15 protein-coding genes and 1 pseudogene are annotated in these 16,896 nt (G+C 62.8%); 6 read left to right on the top strand and 10 right to left on the bottom strand.

Translation table 11 applies throughout. From position 1 onward, the window contains the following. Positions 1-2: 2 nt before the first annotated feature. Positions 3-899, bottom strand: a complete 897-nt coding sequence (locus ACCQ13_RS06335) for a hypothetical protein (protein WP_223214413.1) — start codon at positions 897-899, stop codon at positions 3-5. Further along, positions 886-1,944 carry a Fic family protein gene (locus ACCQ13_RS06330; RefSeq protein WP_372372361.1) on the bottom strand — a complete coding sequence of 353 codons (1,059 nt, stop codon included), beginning with the start codon at positions 1,942-1,944 and terminating at the stop codon, positions 886-888. The genes ACCQ13_RS06335 and ACCQ13_RS06330 overlap by 14 nt, the downstream gene beginning before the upstream one ends. Before the next feature lie 202 nt (positions 1,945-2,146). Here ACCQ13_RS06330 and tnpA point away from each other — a divergent pair, with 202 nt between their 5' ends. The 3 genes from tnpA to tnpC are packed head-to-tail and all read left to right on the top strand — an operon-like array spanning position 2,147 to position 4,382. Next, on the top strand, positions 2,147-2,446 hold the full coding sequence (tnpA, locus tag ACCQ13_RS06325) for an IS66 family insertion sequence element accessory protein TnpA (protein ID WP_274391989.1): 300 nt from the start codon (positions 2,147-2,149) through the stop codon (positions 2,444-2,446). Next, positions 2,440-2,781 (top strand): IS66 family insertion sequence element accessory protein TnpB, encoded by a 342-nt coding sequence (gene tnpB, locus ACCQ13_RS06320; protein ID WP_159406699.1) that lies wholly within the window; start codon positions 2,440-2,442, stop codon positions 2,779-2,781. Before tnpA ends, tnpB begins: the two co-directional genes overlap by 7 nt. A 20-nt stretch (positions 2,782-2,801) precedes the next feature. Then, a complete protein-coding gene (gene tnpC / locus ACCQ13_RS06315; RefSeq protein ID WP_159406550.1) occupies positions 2,802-4,382 on the top strand; it encodes an IS66 family transposase in 1,581 nt (526 codons plus the stop codon). A 72-nt stretch (positions 4,383-4,454) separates the two neighbouring features. Here the strand turns inward: tnpC and ACCQ13_RS06310 are convergent, their stop codons facing one another. Continuing rightward, positions 4,455-4,751, bottom strand: coding sequence for a helix-turn-helix domain-containing protein (locus ACCQ13_RS06310; RefSeq protein WP_104603597.1), 297 nt, complete (start codon positions 4,749-4,751; stop codon positions 4,455-4,457). Positions 4,752-4,964: 213 nt separating this feature from the next. Between ACCQ13_RS06310 and ACCQ13_RS06305 the strand changes: the two genes are divergently transcribed. Next, the gene (locus ACCQ13_RS06305) at positions 4,965-5,249 is read left to right on the top strand and encodes a hypothetical protein (protein WP_104603585.1); all 285 of its coding nucleotides are present in this window, start codon (positions 4,965-4,967) and stop codon (positions 5,247-5,249) included. 646 nt (positions 5,250-5,895) lie between these two features. Beyond that, complete coding sequence (locus tag ACCQ13_RS06300) at positions 5,896-6,870, top strand: GGDEF domain-containing protein (RefSeq protein WP_104603584.1); 975 nt, start codon at positions 5,896-5,898, stop codon at positions 6,868-6,870. 220 nt (positions 6,871-7,090) lie between these two features. Here the strand turns inward: ACCQ13_RS06300 and ACCQ13_RS06295 are convergent. From ACCQ13_RS06295 to ACCQ13_RS06270, 6 genes and pseudogenes are all read right to left on the bottom strand, one after another. Continuing rightward, positions 7,091-8,506: pseudogene (locus tag ACCQ13_RS06295) on the bottom strand (efflux transporter outer membrane subunit); the annotation flags it as partial. After that, positions 8,500-9,231 carry an SDR family oxidoreductase gene (locus ACCQ13_RS06290; protein WP_104603583.1) on the bottom strand — a complete coding sequence of 244 codons (732 nt, stop codon included), beginning with the start codon at positions 9,229-9,231 and terminating at the stop codon, positions 8,500-8,502. The gene ACCQ13_RS06290 and the pseudogene ACCQ13_RS06295, both read right to left, overlap by 7 nt. Before the next feature lie 34 nt (positions 9,232-9,265). Beyond that, positions 9,266-12,436, bottom strand: coding sequence for an efflux RND transporter permease subunit (locus ACCQ13_RS06285; protein WP_159406845.1), 3,171 nt, complete (start codon positions 12,434-12,436; stop codon positions 9,266-9,268). A gap of 186 nt (positions 12,437-12,622) precedes the next feature. Next, complete coding sequence (locus ACCQ13_RS06280) at positions 12,623-13,813, bottom strand: efflux RND transporter periplasmic adaptor subunit (RefSeq protein ID WP_159406844.1); 1,191 nt, start codon at positions 13,811-13,813, stop codon at positions 12,623-12,625. Continuing rightward, on the bottom strand, positions 13,810-14,583 hold the full coding sequence (locus ACCQ13_RS06275) for an SDR family oxidoreductase (protein ID WP_159406843.1): 774 nt from the start codon (positions 14,581-14,583) through the stop codon (positions 13,810-13,812). Before ACCQ13_RS06275 ends, ACCQ13_RS06280 begins: the two co-directional genes overlap by 4 nt. Next, complete coding sequence (locus ACCQ13_RS06270) at positions 14,580-14,807, bottom strand: hypothetical protein (protein WP_104603579.1); 228 nt, start codon at positions 14,805-14,807, stop codon at positions 14,580-14,582. Before ACCQ13_RS06270 ends, ACCQ13_RS06275 begins: the two co-directional genes overlap by 4 nt. Positions 14,808-14,936: 129 nt before the next feature. On the opposite strand from ACCQ13_RS06270, the gene ACCQ13_RS06265 reads away from it, so the two are divergent. Next, the gene (locus tag ACCQ13_RS06265) at positions 14,937-15,971 is read left to right on the top strand and encodes an XC_2801 family transcriptional regulator (RefSeq protein ID WP_159406842.1); all 1,035 of its coding nucleotides are present in this window, start codon (positions 14,937-14,939) and stop codon (positions 15,969-15,971) included. 171 nt (positions 15,972-16,142) lie between these two features. Here the strand turns inward: ACCQ13_RS06265 and ACCQ13_RS06260 are convergent, their stop codons facing one another. After that, the gene (locus ACCQ13_RS06260; protein ID WP_104603577.1) at positions 16,143-16,868 is read right to left on the bottom strand and encodes a YiaD family glycine zipper/OmpA-like lipoprotein; all 726 of its coding nucleotides are present in this window, start codon (positions 16,866-16,868) and stop codon (positions 16,143-16,145) included. Positions 16,869-16,896: the final 28 nt, after the last annotated feature.

Below are 16,896 nucleotides of genomic sequence, written 5' to 3'. Positions count from 1 at the left end.
CATTATAGACTGCACTGATTCTGCTGGAAGTTGGTCCACCATGCTGAGCATGCACCGTCAGCAGATGTGACTTTCCATTTGACGCCAATAGAGTTATCCAAGCTCCCTGAGCTTATCACTGCTCCTGGCACATAGCTTTCAAGATTAACTGCATAGCGCTTGGACCAATCGATGAAAAACTGCACGAAATTCATCTGGTCGTCTGCTTCAATATCAAGCGCCTTCATAATCTCGAAGCAATAATACTCAGGGACGGTCAGTTGGCCAGGAATTCGATACTTGCTAGACTCAATACTCTCCAACTCGCAGACTTGCTTTATGTCGTCTCGAAAAATCTTGGTCGCGTCCTTAAAAGACATGCCGGGATTTGCATAATTTTCCGTCTGTTTTTTTAAAACAAAGTCCATCAGCCATGCTGCCGTAACATTGGGTGCAGCGGTCGTTCCATTGGGGCCAAATGCTCTACCTTGCGAATAGCCAATAGCCATCAGCACAGTAGATTTTCCATTAATGCTAGCCCCGGGCAATTTGTCTTGGGCGTAGGTCGCGCCAGATGGAAGCGGTATTGGGTTGGGGCACATCGCAGGCTTCGTTGCCCTCAGGTTTGCGCAAACCACTTCCGGATCCTCCCCACTACCGCCACCACCACCACCATTGTCACCGCCGCCGTCGCCCGGATCTGGATAGTAAGGTGGTGTCGGATTTTCAATCGGCGGCGGGATGTAGGGAGGCGGAACTTCGACGGGCGGCATTGTCGTGGTCCCCTCAGTATCGGAGGCTGTTGCCAATGGCGATAAGACGCTGGCAACCCCTGCTAGCACCAAGGTCAGATAAATGGTTCGCCTGATCGCAGCTTTGAGCTGCTTGGACTTGCCGTCTTGCGACTCATTCAATTTCATAACTATCCTTATTAATAGAGCGATCAATTCCGATGTTCAGGATTTCAAGCTCGGCTGAGTAAAATATCCCCTGTTCCTGTTCTAATAGCGCCGGTAGGCGCCTCATAATTTTTGCAGCAAGTGCCGGACTGCATGCATTTTTGCCAGCACAAAGCGTGTCTTCGGATACATATCCGTATGAAAGAAGCGACCACAACACTCTTGGATCCAAGCCAGCCGTGGCGAGATCGGATATTTTTTGCAAGATCAAATTGATTTGATCTAACCACAAATTTGAATTACTGAGATCTGTGCTTATGGCTGTCGAAGATGCCTGCATCCAGGTTTGACCCGTTCGCTGTTTGGCAAAGGTCAGGCAGTGAGCAATGTATAGTGGATAGAGGTTTCGATAGCGTCCCGCAAGATTCATCAAGAGGGTGCGGGTCACCCGTCCATTAGTATCACTAAGTGGATGGATGCAGATCATCTGATACGCAATGGCTTCGAAAAATGCGCAGTTGATTGTCTGGGCGCTCTTGCCTTGTAGTAAATCTTCGAGGTTTCTCAGAAGATAAGGTAGTTGATTTGCCTGCGGTAAAACAAGCCAGGCTTCTGACGGCTTCTTTCCACCGACCCATGCATTATCTGTGCGACTTCTGACTTGGCTATTGCCTAAATTTTTGGCCAAATTTAATGACCAGTTTAAAATACCATGCGCATCTGGAAGCCCTGCTTTAAGGGATGCATTGATGGCTGATGTCGCATAGCGATTTGCCCTCAAATCAGCAATGCCGGAGAACTTCCAGGTTCCTCTGCATACATGAACTAACCGAGAAGACAGAGCTGAAAGGTAGCCAACGCATTGAGCATCTGACTCAAACCGTTGGTAATCCCCTATTTTTTCATAGGTTCGAAGTGGTGGATCCAACAACGCTGGCGTATAGACCGAAAACGATGCATCGAGCCAAACCGAAGCATCAGGCGCATCGCGTCGTCCTGGAAGTGGCGCAAAGGCCAAATCAAGCGGCGCTAACTCAAAATTTCCATCCATAAAATTTCGACGCACTGACCAAGCCCGGGCAACATGCCCTGACAACTATGTCAAAGCAAGGTAAAAATAATGAATGAATGAATGCGCGTCACAAAAATGGTTAAAATTCGATGATTATCAGAAAACCCTTACAGCTAGGTAAGCGTCCGCCAACCTCACCTATACAAGCAGCCAGCAGCCCGTTGGGATATCGCGTTCTTCCCAACGGATCTCCCCGATGTCTTCAAAGCACGATGATTGGTCCCACCGCATTGCTGCCTGGTCCGCCAGCGGCGCCACGCCATCGGCGTGGTGCAGCGAGCACAGTGTCTCGTTGAGCAGCTTCACCTACTGGCGCGGCAAACTTGCAGCGTCCGCAGCGCCTGCAGCACTTCCAGCCACACTACCGCTGCACATCACCCCCGCCGTTCCCACGACCAGCGTGGAGATCCGTCTCGCCGGTGGCATCAGCCTCAGCGTGGCGGCCGGTGATCCGGGCTGGCTTGCGCGTCTGCTGCGCGAGCTTGGTGCATGCTGAGCGTGTCGGCGTGGCATCTTGTCACCGCCCCGGTGGATCTGCGCTGTGGCATGGACCGGCTCTTGCTGCAGATGCAGTCACTGCTGGATCGCCCCGTGGCCGAGGGCGAGGCCTACGTCGTCGTCAATCGCGCGCGTAGCCGCCTCAAGGTGCTGTGCGTTGATCGTCATGGTGTCTGGCTGTGCGCGCGCCGGCTGCATCAGGGACACTTCATCTGGCCGCGTGTGGGCGATACCGCGTGGACCTTGAGCGCTGAGCAATGGGCCTGGTTGTGCGTGGGCGTGGACTGGCAGCGGTTGTCCATTGCACCAATGGCAGGTGTGCGTCAGCTGTAACCCGTGGCATCGTGGCGGACATGGACCTGTCCGCCCTCGATACGATTGATGATCCGCATGCGCTGCGCCAGGCTGCACGCGCCTTGCTGGCGACCGCGCAGACCACCATTGAACGCCAGCAGGCGTTGATCGATACGCGCGAACGCACCATCACCCTGCGCGATGCGCAGATCGCCGCGCTCACCGCCGAGATCGCCCGCCTGCGCCGGCTGCAATTCTCGGCCAAGACCGAGCGCATGGACCCGGACCAGCGCCAGCTGTTCGAAGACACCATGGCCGCCGATATCGCCGCAGTGGAAGCGCAGTTGGCCGCGCTCCAGGCCGAGGGCGAGACCGCAGCGGTGACCCAGAAGCGTCGGCGTGCAGCAAACGCCGGGCGCAAGCCGTTACCCGAGCATCTTGAGCGTGTAGAAACTCGGCACGAGCCGGCCAACTGCAACTGCCCGCAGTGCAACAGCGCGCTGGTGGCCATCGGCGAGCATGTCAGCGAGCGTCTGGCCTGCAAGCCGCTGGAGTTCTACGTCAAGCGCGATGTGTACCCGCAGTATTGCTGCCGTCGCTGTGAGCTGATCGTCGCCGAGCCGGTGGCGGCGGCGATCATCGAGCGCGGCCAGGCCGATGCCAGCCTGCTGGCCCAGGTCGCTGTCGCAAAGTATGTCGATCACTTGCCGCTGTATCGGCAGGAAGCCATTTATGCACGCAGCGGCGTTGCCTTGTCGCGTAGCACGATGGCCGAGTGGATCGGCGCCATCGGCGTGGCGCTGCAACCGTTGGCCGACCGCCTGGCGGTGCGGATGCAGCAGCAATCGGTGCTGCATGCCGATGAAACCCCGGTGCAGCTGCTGGATCCAACAGCAGGCTCCTCCAAGCGTGCGTATCTGTTTGCGTATGCCACCGCCCACCACCCGGGCGCCGATCCACCGATGGTGGTATTCCAGTTCCAGACCAGCCGCAGCGGCCAGCACGCACGCGATTTCCTTGGGAAGTGGCGCGGCGCACTGATGGTGGACGACTACAGCGGCTATAAAGCCAGCTTTGCGCAGGGTGTCACGGAGCTGGGGTGTTGGGCCCACGCCCGGCGCAAGTGGCATGAGCAGCATGCGGCCAGCGGCAGCGCGATTGCGGCTGAAGCGATCGCGCGCATCGGCGTGCTTTACACCATCGAAGCGGCAGCCAGCGCGCTGAAGCCCGATGAGCGTCTGGCTTACCGACAAGAACACGCCGTGCCGGTGCTATCGCGGCTGAACTGCTGGTTGTTGGAGTTGCAGCAGACGGTGATGGGCAACAGCGGCACCGCGCGTGCACTGGCCTATACGCTCAAGCGATGGGACGCGCTGACGCGTTATGTCCAGGACGGACGTTACCCGATCGACAACAACCTGATCGAAAACGCGATTCGTCCGGTGGCGCTGGGACGCAAGAATTGGCTGTTTGCCGGCTCAGCGCAGGCGGGCAGGCGCGCGGCGGCGATCATGAGCCTACTGGCCACCGCCAAGGCCAACGGTATCGAACCGCATGCCTGGCTGCATGACACCCTGGCGCGGCTGCCGACGACCTTGGATCGGGACATCGATCAATTGCTGCCGTTGCGCACGGAGTGAGGTTTCGGGGTAGGTGAGGTTGGCGGACGCTTACACAGCTAGCTCGAACTTCACCGACACATGTGATGCCAGTTAACGCACACGATTGGTCTTGGAACGAGACTTGATGTCAGCCAAAAGCGCGTGCTGATCTTTGGTGGGAAGCTGCATGAACTCCTGGATGAGTTCTGCTAGTTCCTCTGTCTCTGCATAGAGGTAGGCGAGAGAGACGCCTAGGGCATCAGCCATCTTCTGGGCGGTCTCACTGTCGCACTCGTGCACTGCCCGCTCGTATCGATTGATTCGAACGGCTGCGACATCTTCTGGTAGTCCCATGAGCACTCCTAATGCCTTCTGGCTGAGCCGAAGTGTCTTCCTCCGCTTCTTCATGCGGGCGGCGAAGACGACACGAACACTGCGGGCGTTGGGAGAAGTCATGCCCCAAGGATGAACGTAAGCTACGTTTCTCGTAAATTACGTTTCCCGTATCTTACGTTTAGCGTATCTTTTGCTTCGTTGCAACCCCGGTGGTCGGTAATTGTCGACTTCGACAAGTCCTTGTAGTCGGAATTCTCTGACGGGTCTTGGGACGGAGGAAGTGCAATGGCTGTCTACGTCGTGACTTGGAACCTCAACAAAGAACGCAGCAACTATGACGCTGCGCGCCGCCAGTTCATCCAGCATTTGGAGCGCTACGCCAACACGCAGGACAGCGGATTGGAAAGCGTGCGATGGATGCAGAGCACCGGAACTGCTCAGCAGTTGAGTGATGACCTCCGTCAGAAGCTTGACAACAATGATCGCCTCTTTGTGAGCAAACTCAGTGTCGATCAATACGCTGGATGGCTCGCCAAAGATGTCTGGGATTGGATCCGTCCACGGTTGTGACGGTGGTCGGGTATCATCTGAGGTATCAAAGCAAACCCATCCATTGAGTTCTAATTTGTTTAGGATCAGTGGATTGTCTGAGGGCGTTTACAGGCTCCGCCCACCTCCACCAATGAGCGGACCGATGAGGTCCTGGAGAGGCCGGGAACCCCTGTAAAACAAGGGTTCTCGGCCTTTTTCATGCATGAAGCAGCGGGTACGTGAACGTCTCGATCCATGCGGAAAGGCCCACGGTTCCGTCTGCTAGCTGACTGACGCCGCGCACCTGCTTGCCAGGGGCCAACCGGCCCGCATTTGCTGTCATGCGAGCGATACGGCCGCCCGTCTCAGCAACTTCCTGCGGTCCGGCCAGGTCCTGTGCTGCTTAGCAGCAACCTGGCACAGTGCAAAAAAAATCCAGATAATCGGAACCTGCATCCCGACTGGTAGCCAACTGCGGCAATGCATCCAGAGATCTGTCAAGTTGTGCGCAGCAGGGCACGCCCGGCTGCCTCGGCGGCATCAAGGCCGCGACGACGAAGCCGTCAAGCAGGCGAAAATCCGGCCAGACAACGCTTCATTTTCCGACCCGTGGTCGCGGCACCCGCTGGCTCAATTTCTGCCGAGCCCGGTCGATAATGTTGCAGATTCCTAAAGAACCTTCAATGTGATCCTCCACCTGCGGCGGGATTTTCGTCTGGGCATCGTCAAGCTGCTTGGGCCAATCACTGCGCTACTGCTCTGCCTTTACGCGGTCTATCTGGCTGTGTCCGGCCAAGTGGTGGCGTGCCTGGTCACCACTACGTTGGGCATGTTGGCGATCTGGCGCGGCTGGCGGATGCGTATCGCCGAACGTACGGGCGCCGGTGGCGTCTGGTTGGCGTCGATCAATGTCGGAGGTTGCCTGGTGGCCTGCTGGACCGGCGGCGACGGCGCGCTGCCTTGGCTGTTTCCGGTGTTGGCGACCAACTATTTCCTGTGTGGGCCGCAGCGTGCGGTATTGCTGAGCCTGCCGCTGCTGGCCGCCTTGCTGTTCCTGCCCGGCCTGATCGTGAGTGCCGGCCAGGGCGTGTCGACCGTGGCGGTGACCCTGGTCACGTTGGCGGTGGGCTACGTGTTTTCGCTGCGGATGCAGGACGACCGCGTACATCTGGAAGAGCTGGCGTCGCTTGACGCGCTGACCGGCCTGCCGAACCGACGCATGCTCGAACGCGCGCTGACCCACCAGATCCAGCAACGTCAACCGCAGGACCGGCTCAACAGCCTGATCATCCTGGATCTGGACCATTTCAAGGAGGTCAATGATCTGTACGGCCATGCCGCAGGCGATGCGGCGCTGTCGGACCTGGCCACCATCCTGCGCTTCGAAGTACGCGCGCCGCATCAGGTCTTCCGCTTTGGCGGCGAGGAGTTCGTGGTGCTGCTGCGCGCCGCTTCGCTGGCCGAACTGGAGGCGACCACCGAGCGGTTGCGCAAGGTGATCCGCAACGGGTTACGCGGGCCGGGCGGGCGCATCACCGTCTCGCTGGGCGCGGCACGGCACGATGGCGAAACCCATTGGCAGGACTGGTTTTCGCGCGCAGATGCGGCGCTGTACCTGGCCAAGAACAGCGGCCGCGACAGCGTGCGGCTTGCCGACTAAGGGACAGCAGGACATGCGCGCGGCGACCATCGCCACAACGCGCATGCGTCCTCGCCCGCCGGGCGACGCGGCGTCACCGGTCAGATGCGGGACCTCCCGCGCCGCGTGACGATGTCGACCAGCAGCACTGGCAGACCGCGATGCCGGATCGTCAGCGCGCGGTCTGCCCGCGCTCGAACGAGGTGCCGCTTGCCATCTGCCCGGATGCCTCGACGGCACCCATTGCCAGAGGAACGGCCGTCGGCGCCTGGCCCTGCTTCCACCCGCCCAAGGCCTTGTATACACCGACCACGCCGACATTGACTGCCGCCTCGGCCTGCGCCAGGGCATCGTCGGCCGCCAGCTGGGTGCGCTGTGCATCCAGCAAGGTGAGGAAGTCTTGCGAACCTTCGCGGTAGCGGATCTGCGCCAACTGTTCGGCACGCCGTGCGGCATTGGCCTGCTCGACCACGATGGCCAGGCGCGCCTGCTGGCGGCCGTAGCCGATCAAGGCGTTTTCGGTGTCTTCCAGCGCCAGTAGCACGGCCTGCTGATACTGTGCCAGCGCACCTTCGGCCTGCGCCTTGCTGGCACGCAAGCGCGCCCGCACGGTGCCGAAATCGAACGCCGCCCAGCTGATCGACGGGGTGATCGACCAGGCCTTGGCATTGCCGTCGGTCAGCCGCGCTGCATCGCCGGACAGGAAGCCGACAAAGCCGCTGACGCTGATACGCGGGAACAGATCGGCCGTGGCAACGCCCACCTGCGCGGTGGCTGCCGCCAGCTGGCGTTCGGCGCGACGCACGTCCGGGCGCTGACGCAGCAATCCGGCCGTATCGCCCAGCGGCAACGGCCGCACGAATGCCGGCATGCTGCGCGCGACCAGGGTGGCGTCCAGCGCATTGGGCTGTTGGCCAAGCAACACGGCCAGCCGGTGGCGGTACTGTGCCTCGGCGGTTTCCAGCAACGGAATATCCGCTTCGATGGCTTTCAGGCGGGCCAGGCTGCTCTGCACATCCAGCTCGCTGCCGGCACCCAGGTCCCAACGCGTCTGCGTCAGCTTCTGGGTGTCGTGCAGATTGCTCAGGGTGCGCCTGGAGACAGCGAGCTGTTTCTGGGTGCCGCGCAATTGGAAGTAATTGCGCGCTACTTCGGCCGCCACGGTGACCTGCACGTCCTGCAGGTTGGCCTGCTCGGCATCCAGGTCGGCACGCGCCGCTTCCGATGCGCGGCGCTGGCGGCCGAACAGATCCAGTTCCCAGGCTGCATCGAGACCAAGGGTGGTTTGTTCGGTGAGGAAGCGCTGATTGCCGGCGATCACCTGCTGCTGTTCGCGACGATCGAAGCTGCCTTGTGCGGCGATGTGCGGCGCCTGATCCAGACGACGTTCGACGAACACCGCGCGCGCCTGCTTGACACGCGACACGGCGATGCGCAGGTCGTGGTTGGCGAACAAGGCATCGCGTACCAGCTGTTCCAGCACCGGGTCGTCGAATTGCGACCACCAGGTGCCGACCGGGGATTCGGCGCTGAAGGACGCGTTCTGCGCGCCCTGCAGCGTGACCGAGGCGGGTGGGTCGGGCCGGTAATCCGGCCCTACCGCGCAACCGCCGAGCACCAGCGCGGCCAGTGCCGTGCCGAGCAATGTTCTTACCATGGCAAGGTCTCTCCCAGGTGGGTGTAGCTACCGGTGGGGCCGTGGGCGTCCAGCAGCGCCATCTGCACGCTGCTGTGCGCGCCCTGCGCTACCTCGATCTCGCCCTCGCCACTGTTCATGTCGGTCTTGACGTAGCCCGGGTGCACGGTATTGACCTTGATCGGGGTGTCGCGCAGTTCGTAAGCCAGGTGCACGGTCCAGCTGTTCAAGGCGCTCTTGGAGGCGTTGTAGGCCGGCACCTTGAAGTCGTAGATGGGCGAACCGGGCTGGCTATGCAAGGTCAACGAGCCGAGGATGCTCGACACGTTGACGATGCGGCCAGCCAGCGAGCGACGCAGTAACGGCAGGAACGCCTTGGTCACGCCCACCACCGCGAACAGGTTGGTGTCGAAATTGCGCTTCCAGGTGTCCAGGCTTTGCTCGGACGGCTTGCGTTGCACGTCGTCGATCATGATGCCGGCGTTGTTGACCAGGATGTCCAGGTGGCCGTGACGCTGCCCCACCGTGCCGACGGCCGCGGCGATGCTGATGTCGTCGTTGACGTCCAGTTGAATCGCTTCCACCGGCAGGCCTTCTGCCTGCAGCGTGAGCGCGGCGGCCACCGCGTCGTCGCGCTTGCGGCCGGCCAGCAGCGTGTGCACGCCGGCCTGGGCGAGTTGACGAACGGTTTCCAGGCCGATGCCGCGGGTGGCGCCGGTGACCACTGCGATCTTGGTGTTGCTCATGTGCTGAATCCTTTTGGATGATGGATATGAGGAATTACGCCTTGACGGCGTCATGCGGAACCACAGCCGGTGCAGCGGGCCCTCGACGGGTCACCCACTTACGCAGCGCCACATAGAACACAGGCGTCAGGAACAGTCCGAACAGGGTCACGCCCAGCATGCCGGCGAACACCGTGATACCGGTGACCGAACGCACTTCGGCGCCGGCACCATGGCCGAACACCAGCGGCACGGTGCCGGCGATGAAGGCGATGGAGGTCATCACGATGGGGCGCAGGCGCAGGCGGCAGGCTTCCAGTGCTGCTTCAACAATGCCCTTGCCGTGCATTTCGAGTTCGCGGGCGAACTCCACGATCAGGATCGCGTTCTTGCAGGCCAGGCCCATCAACACCACCAGGCCCACCTGCACAAACACGTTGTTGTCGCCATTGGTGAGCCACACACCGAACAACGCAGACAGCAAGGTCATCGGCACGATCAGGATCACCGCCAGCGGCAACGTCCAGCTTTCATACAACGCGGCCAGCACCAGGAACGCCAGCAGCACCGCCATCGGGAATACGATCAACGCCGCGTTGCCTTGCGTGGACTGCTGATAACTCAGGTCGGTCCATTCGATGTTCATGCCGTTGGGCAATACCTGCGGCGCCATGCTGGACAGCGTCTGCATCGCTTCGGTGGAAGACAACACGCGCGGGTCCGCTTCACCGATCAGGTCGGCGGCCGGGTAGCCGTTGTAGCGGATCACCGGATCCGGGCCATAGGTCTGGCCCAGCGTCACCATGCTGCCGATCGGCACCATCTCGCCGTTGGCATTGCGGGTGCGCAGGTTGGCGATGTCTTCGACGCTATCGCGGAACGGTCCATCGGCCTGGGCGATCACTTGGTAGGTGCGACCGAAGCGATTGAAGTCGTTGATGTACGACGAACCCAGATAGGTCTGCAACGTGTCGAACAGATTGGTCAACGGCACGCCCTGCGCCTTGGCCTTGTCGCGGTCGACCTTGGCATCGAGCTGCGGCACGTTGGCCTGATAGGTGCCGATCGGGAACTGCATGCCGGGCGTTTGCGAAATCGCACCGGACATCGCATTCACCGCGCTCTGCAGCTGGCCATAGCCCAGGCCCGCACGGTCCTGGATGTACAGCGAATAGCCCGAGCCCTGGCCCAGCCCCAGAATCGGCGGCGGCATGAAGGCGAACGCAAAGCCCTGCTGGATCTGGCTGATGCGCGCATTGATTTCCGCATTGATCTGCACCGCACTACGGCTGCGCTGACTGAACGGCTTGAGGGTCAGGAACACCGTACCGGTATTGGGGGTGTTGGTGAATTGCAGCGGATTCAAACCCGGGAACGCAATCGCGTGGTCCACGCCTTCGGTCTGCAGCGCGATCTGGGTGATCTGACGGATCACCTCGTTGGTGCGCTCCAGCGATGCGCCTTCCGGCAGCTTGGCGCCGGCGATCAGGTACAGCTTGTCCTGGGTCGGGATGAAGCCGCCCGGCACCACCTTGAACATGAAACCGGTGCCGACCAGCAGCAACAGATACACCACGAACACTGCACCACGCTTGCCCAGCGCACGCGACACCGCACCCTGGTACTTGTGCGAGCTGCTGTTGAAGAAGCGATTGAACGGACGGAACAGCCAGCCGAACAACCGGTCGATCAACCGCGACGGGCCGTCCTTGGGTGCGTCGTGCGCCTTGAGCAGCATGGCCGCCAGTGCCGGCGACAGGGTCAGCGAGTTGATTGCCGAAATCACCGTGGAAATGGCGATGGTCACCGCGAACTGCTTGTAGAACTGGCCGGTCACGCCCGATAGGAACGCCATCGGCACGAACACCGCGCACAGCACCAGCGCGATGGCGATGATCGGTCCGGATACCTCGCGCATCGCCTGATGCGCAGCGGCCAGCGGGCTCAGGCCTTCTTCGATATTGCGCTCGACGTTTTCTACCACCACGATCGCGTCGTCGACCACGATGCCGATCGCCAGCACCAGCCCGAACAGGCTCAGCGTATTGATCGAGAAACCCAGCACATACAGCGCGGCAAACGTACCGACCACCGACACCGGCACTGCCAGCAACGGAATGATCGACGCGCGCCAGGTCTGCAGGAACAGGATCACCACCAGCACCACCAGCAGCACCGCTTCCAGCAGGGTGTGCACCACCGCGCTGATGGAGTCGCGCACGAACACGGTGGGATCATAGGCGGCCGACCAGGCCATGTCCTGCGGGAACTGCTTTTCCAGCTCGGCCATCTTGGCGCGCACCGCATCGGACAATTCGATCGCGTTGGCACCGGGCGCCTGGAACACGCCCATGCCCACCGCGTTCTGGTTGTCCAACTGCGAGCGCAAGGTGTAGTTGCCCGCGCCCAGCTCCAACCGTGCCACATCGCTCAGCCGCACGATCTCGCCGCTGTTGCCGCTGCGGATCACGATGTTGCCGAACTCTTCTTCAGTGCTCAGGCGGCCCTGCGCGTTGATCGAGAGCAGGAAATCGCTCTTGTTGGGCATGGGTTCTGCACCGAGCTGGCCGGCGGAAACCTGCACGTTCTGCTCGCGGATCGCGGCGACCACGTCGCTGGCGGTGAGCCCGCGTGCGGCCACCTTGTTGGGATCCAGCCAGATGCGCATGGCGTAATCGCCCGAGCCGAAGATCTGCACCTGACCGATGCCGGGCAGACGCGACAACTCGTCCTTGACCTTCAAGGTGGCGTAGTTGCTCAGGTACAGCGAGTTGTACTTGCCCTTGGGCGAGGTCAGATGCACGACCATGGTCAGCGTCGGCGACTGCTTCTGGGTGGTCACGCCCTGCCGGCGCACGTCTTCGGGCAGGCGCGCCTGCGCCTGGCTGACGCGGTTCTGCACCTGCACCTGGGCTTGGTCCGGGTCGGTGCCCGGCTTGAAGGTCACGGTGACCACCAGCACGCCATCGGAGCCGGCCACCGACTTCATGTACATCATGTTTTCCACGCCGTTGATGGCTTCCTCAAGCGGCGTGGCAACGGTCTCGGCGATGACCTTGGGATTGGCGCCCGGATACACCGCGCGCACCTGCACGCTCGGCGGTACCACTTCCGGGTATTCGCTGATCGGCAGCAGCGGCATGGCAATCAGGCCGGCCGCGAAGATGATGATCGACAGCACCGCGGCAAAGATCGGCCGGTCGATGAAAAAACGGGAAAAGTCCATTGGGGTGGTCCTGAAAGAGGGTGCCGCCGGGTGGCGGCGCGGCACAGCGGCCCCGGGCCGGCCTGATGAGAAGGCCGGCGGCCATGGGCTGCGATGCAGCGATGAAGCGATGAAGCAGTGCAACCGTGGCAGGTGGCGCGCAGTCGCCGGGCAGGCACGACTGCGCGCAACGTGCGTGGGCGAGTCCTAGTTCGAAGCGGTGCGCTTGTCCGCCGCCGGTGCCATGGCCACGGCCTTGGCATCGACCGGCATGCCGGGCATGAAGATCTTCTGCACGCCGTCGATCACCACGCGGTCGCCGGCGGCAAGGCCGGTGCGCACGATGCGCAGACCATCGGCGCTGCGGCCGAGCTCCACGTCGCGGCGCTGCGCCTTGCCGTCCTTGTCCACCACGTACACGTACTTGCGGTCCTGGTCGGTCAGCACCGCCTTTTCGTCGACCAGCATGGCCTTGAACTGGCCGCTGCCCAGCAACTGCACGTGCGCATACAGGCCCGGCGTGAACTGCCGCTGCGCGTTGTCGAGCACGGCACGCACGCGGATGGTGCCGGTGCTGCGGGTCACCTGGTTGTCCAGGAAGTCCACCCGCCCGGTGTGCGGAAAGCCCTGCTCGCCAACCAGGCCGATACGTACCGGCAACTGGCCGCCGCGCTCGTCCGGGCGCTCACCGCTGCGCGCCATCTGCGCATAACGCAGGAAGGTGCCTTCATCCGCGTCGAAGTACACGAACACCTTGTCCAGCGATACCAGGGTGGTCAGCACGCTGGCGCTATCGCCGGCGGTCACCAGGTTGCCGGCGGTGACCATCGCACGCCCGGCGCGGCCGTCGATGGGGGCACGCACGCGGCTCCAGTCCAGATTGAGCCTGGCGGTGTCCACCGCCGCCTGCGCGGCCAGCAGGTCGGCATCGGCCTGATCGGCGGCGGCGCGGCGCTGCTCCCAGATCTCGGTGGAAATGGCCTGTTGCTCGGAGAGCTTGCGCGCGCGGGCCGCCTCGCTCCTGGCCAGGGTGGCCTGGGTGCGCGCACGCACCAGCGCGGCATTGGCACGCGCGAAGTCGGCGCGGTAGCTGCGGTCGTCGATGCTGAAGAGCACATCGCCCTTCTTCACTTCCGCGCCTTCGGTGTAGTTGACCTTGTCGATGTAGCCGGACACGCGCGGGCGCAGCGCGACGCTTTCCACCGGCTCGATGCGGCCGCTGAATTCGTCCCACTGGCTGATGTCCTTCATCAGCACCGGCGCGACGCTGACGCTGGGCGGCGGCGGTGCGCCGGTCTGCGCGGCACCGCCGCCGCACGCGGCAAGCACGGCCGCCAGGACAACGGCGGTCAGGACGGTGCGCACGGGAAAACGGAACGGGGTGGCGTTCGGGGTCATGGGGAGATCTCTCGGGTGGTGATAGGCAAATGCAGACCGGCCAGCCGGTCCGCCGACGGGGCGGCATACGGACGACGGCTGACGGTCACGATGGGTTGTCCGGGCTGGCCAGGCCCGGCGATCAGGGAAACGGCGGCGCGACCGACGTCCACGGCGCGAATCCATTCCGGACACGCCTCCTTGGCACGGCCCGGCGTACACACCGGCTGCTCGACCGACAGCAGGTGCACGCGAACGCCCAGTGACTTGGCTTCCTCGTGCAGCACCTGCGCCAGCATGCGGTTAGCGGCCGCGGCTACCGAGCGATCGCCGTGCGCCGACCACGCACGCAACGCGCACGGGCTGCCCAGGAGCAGATAACGGCCGCCACCATCGGCTTCGGCCAGCAGCGGCAGCAGATGGCGGGCGGCCGCCAGATGCGGCAGCACGTCGCGCTCCAGGCGGCGGCGTAGCGCGGCCACCGGCCGGTCCAACAGTCGCCCGGCCTTGGGCGGGCTACCCAGGCTGGCGATCACCGCGCCCAGCGGCCGCGGCCGTTGCGCCAGTTCGGTCGCCAGGCGCTGCGCGGAAGCATCGTCGGCCACCGAGCCCTGCACCGTGTCCAGCAGCGCCGAATCGCCATGCCGGGCACGCAAGGCGGCCAGCTTGGCAGCATCGCGTCCGATCGCCACGACCGGCATGCCGGCATCGAGCAACGCGGCCACGATGCCGGCGCCCACGTCGCCCGCGCCGCCGATCACGGCTGTCTCGGATTGCACCATCCCGCTCATGGGACTTTTGTTCCCGACATCGGGACAATACCGCGCTGCGCCCAACGCAAATACAGTCCAGTCCGCTTCGTTGGCGCGCCACCGGCCTGCCGCCTCGGCGAGGCGGCGAGGCTGCGCGAAACGCTGGCACGCTGGCCTTTCGCCGGGGAAAGCACCGGATCGAAGGCGCTTTCAATGGCGCTGCGGGAGGGAGAGGACACGCCGAAGACATCGCACAACCACATGGCCGTGCTCCTGGATGGAAGGGAGGCCGCATACGCTAGGCCTCAAAGCAGCACTTGATTAGTCCGGATTTAGGGGAATAATCATCCCGCAAGCGGTCTAATCCCTCCTGACCCCCGGAAGGCAGTCCCATGACTCACGATCTCAACGACACCCTGATCTTCGTCAAGGTGGTCGAACAAGGCAGCTTCATCGCCGCCGCCAACGCGCTTGGCCTGCCCAAGACCACCGTCAGCCGCAAGGTGCAGGAGCTGGAAACGCGGCTGGGCGCGCGCCTGCTGCATCGAACCACGCGCCGCATCGGGCTGACCGAAGCCGGCTCGGTGTACCACGAACATTGCCAGCGCATCGCCCGCGAGCTGGAAGAAGCCGAAAGCGCGGTGGGGCAATTGCAGTCCGGCCCGCGCGGCTGGTTGCGCTTCACCGTGCCGTATTCGCTGGGCATCACCTGGATCGCGCCGTTGCTGGGCGAATTCCATGCGCAATACCCGGAAATCCAGCTGGACATGCATCTGGGCAACGAGAAGCTGGACCTGATCGGTGGCGAAGCCGATCTGGCCCTGCGCGTCGGTGCCCTGCCCGACTCCAACCTGGTCGCACGCAAACTCGGCAGCCTGCGCACGCAGGTGTTTGCCAGCCCGTCGTATATCGAACGCTATGGCGAGCCGTTGCATCCGGACGAGTTGCAATTCCACCGCACGCTGGCGCTACGCAAGAACCGCAACGTGCACAACAACCGCTTTTTCTGGTCGCTCAGCGATGGCAGCGACGTGCGCGATTTCCCGGTCAATCCACTGATGGTGGCCAATGACCCGGCCGCGCTCAACGGCGCAGTACTGTGCGGCGAAGGCCTGTTGCTGACCGGCGATGTGATGGCCAAGCCGTTCGTGCAATCGGGCCTGGTGCGCCGCGTGCTGGCTGGCTGGACCGGGCCGGAAGTGGATTTCAATGCCGTGTTTGCCGGCGGGCGACTGGTCTCGCCCAAGGTGCGCGCGTTTGTGGACTTCCTGGTCACGCGCATGAACTTCGATGCCGACTACATGATGGCGCAATGCCCTGCCCGGCTTGTGGCGCAGAACGCCAACAGTGCGACGGACCTGCAGGCAGGCAGCGAGGCGGCGCTACGTGCCGAAGGCAAGCGCATTCTGGAAAATGCGACGGCATGAGTCGGGCCGCGACGACGCACTGAGGGCGCCTGGGTGACGCCTTCTCGCGCTCGCGGGAGAAGGTGCCCGAAGGGCGGATGAGGGCACATGAAAACAGGCCGCTTTCGCGGCCTGCATCATGACGCCGGCGCTGGCCACTCACGCGCCGTGCCCTGCATGAGCGCGCGCGACTCAACGCATGCCGGTATTGCCGGCAGCACCTTCCGAACGCAGCGGGATCAGACGGATTTCGACACGGCGGTTCTGCGCACGCCCGGCATCGGTGCTGTTGTCGGCGATCGGATAGCGCTTGCCGGCGCCCATGGTCTCCATACGTTCGCGCTGCACGCCCTGCGCGGTCAGGTACTGCGACACGGCATTGGCGCGTTCTTCGGACAGGCGCTGGTTCACCGCATCGCTGCCGACACTATCGGTATGCCCCACCACTTCCACCATGGTCTGGTTGTATTCGCGCAGGGTGGAGGCAACACCATTGAGTGCGCTGTAGAACTGCGGTTTCAACGCAGACTTGCCGAAGTCGAAGGTAATGCCGTCCGGCAGGTTCAAGGTGATGTTGTCGCCCTGCCGCTGCACGTCGATGCCGGTGTTGGCGGTGCGCTCACGCAGCGCCCGCTCCTGGCGATCCTGGTACTGGCCCACTGCCGCGCCGCTCAGCGCGCCGATACCCGCACCGACCATTGCATGCTGGCGGCGCTCGGTGGCGCTGTCGCCGGTGAGCAGGCCGGCAGCCACGCCAATGGCGGTGCCGATCAGCGCATTGCGCCCAGTACGGTTCTGCTGTTGGGTCTGGTCGCCATATTGATCGCGCTGCACGTACGAACCGCCAGTGGCGCAGGCGGACAGTGCGATGGCACTGGCCAGGGCGACGGCAAGAGGCTTGGTGGCTGCTGAAGACATGCGGTTCTCCTATCGCCGGATTTTCCGG

The sequence above is a fragment of the Xanthomonas sp. NCPPB 1638 genome (assembly GCF_041475635.2).
In the GTDB taxonomy this organism is placed as follows: domain Bacteria; phylum Pseudomonadota; class Gammaproteobacteria; order Xanthomonadales; family Xanthomonadaceae; genus Xanthomonas; species Xanthomonas cucurbitae.
The sequence above is the reverse complement of the archived record's forward strand: the minus strand, read 5'-3'. Positions and strand labels throughout refer to the sequence as shown.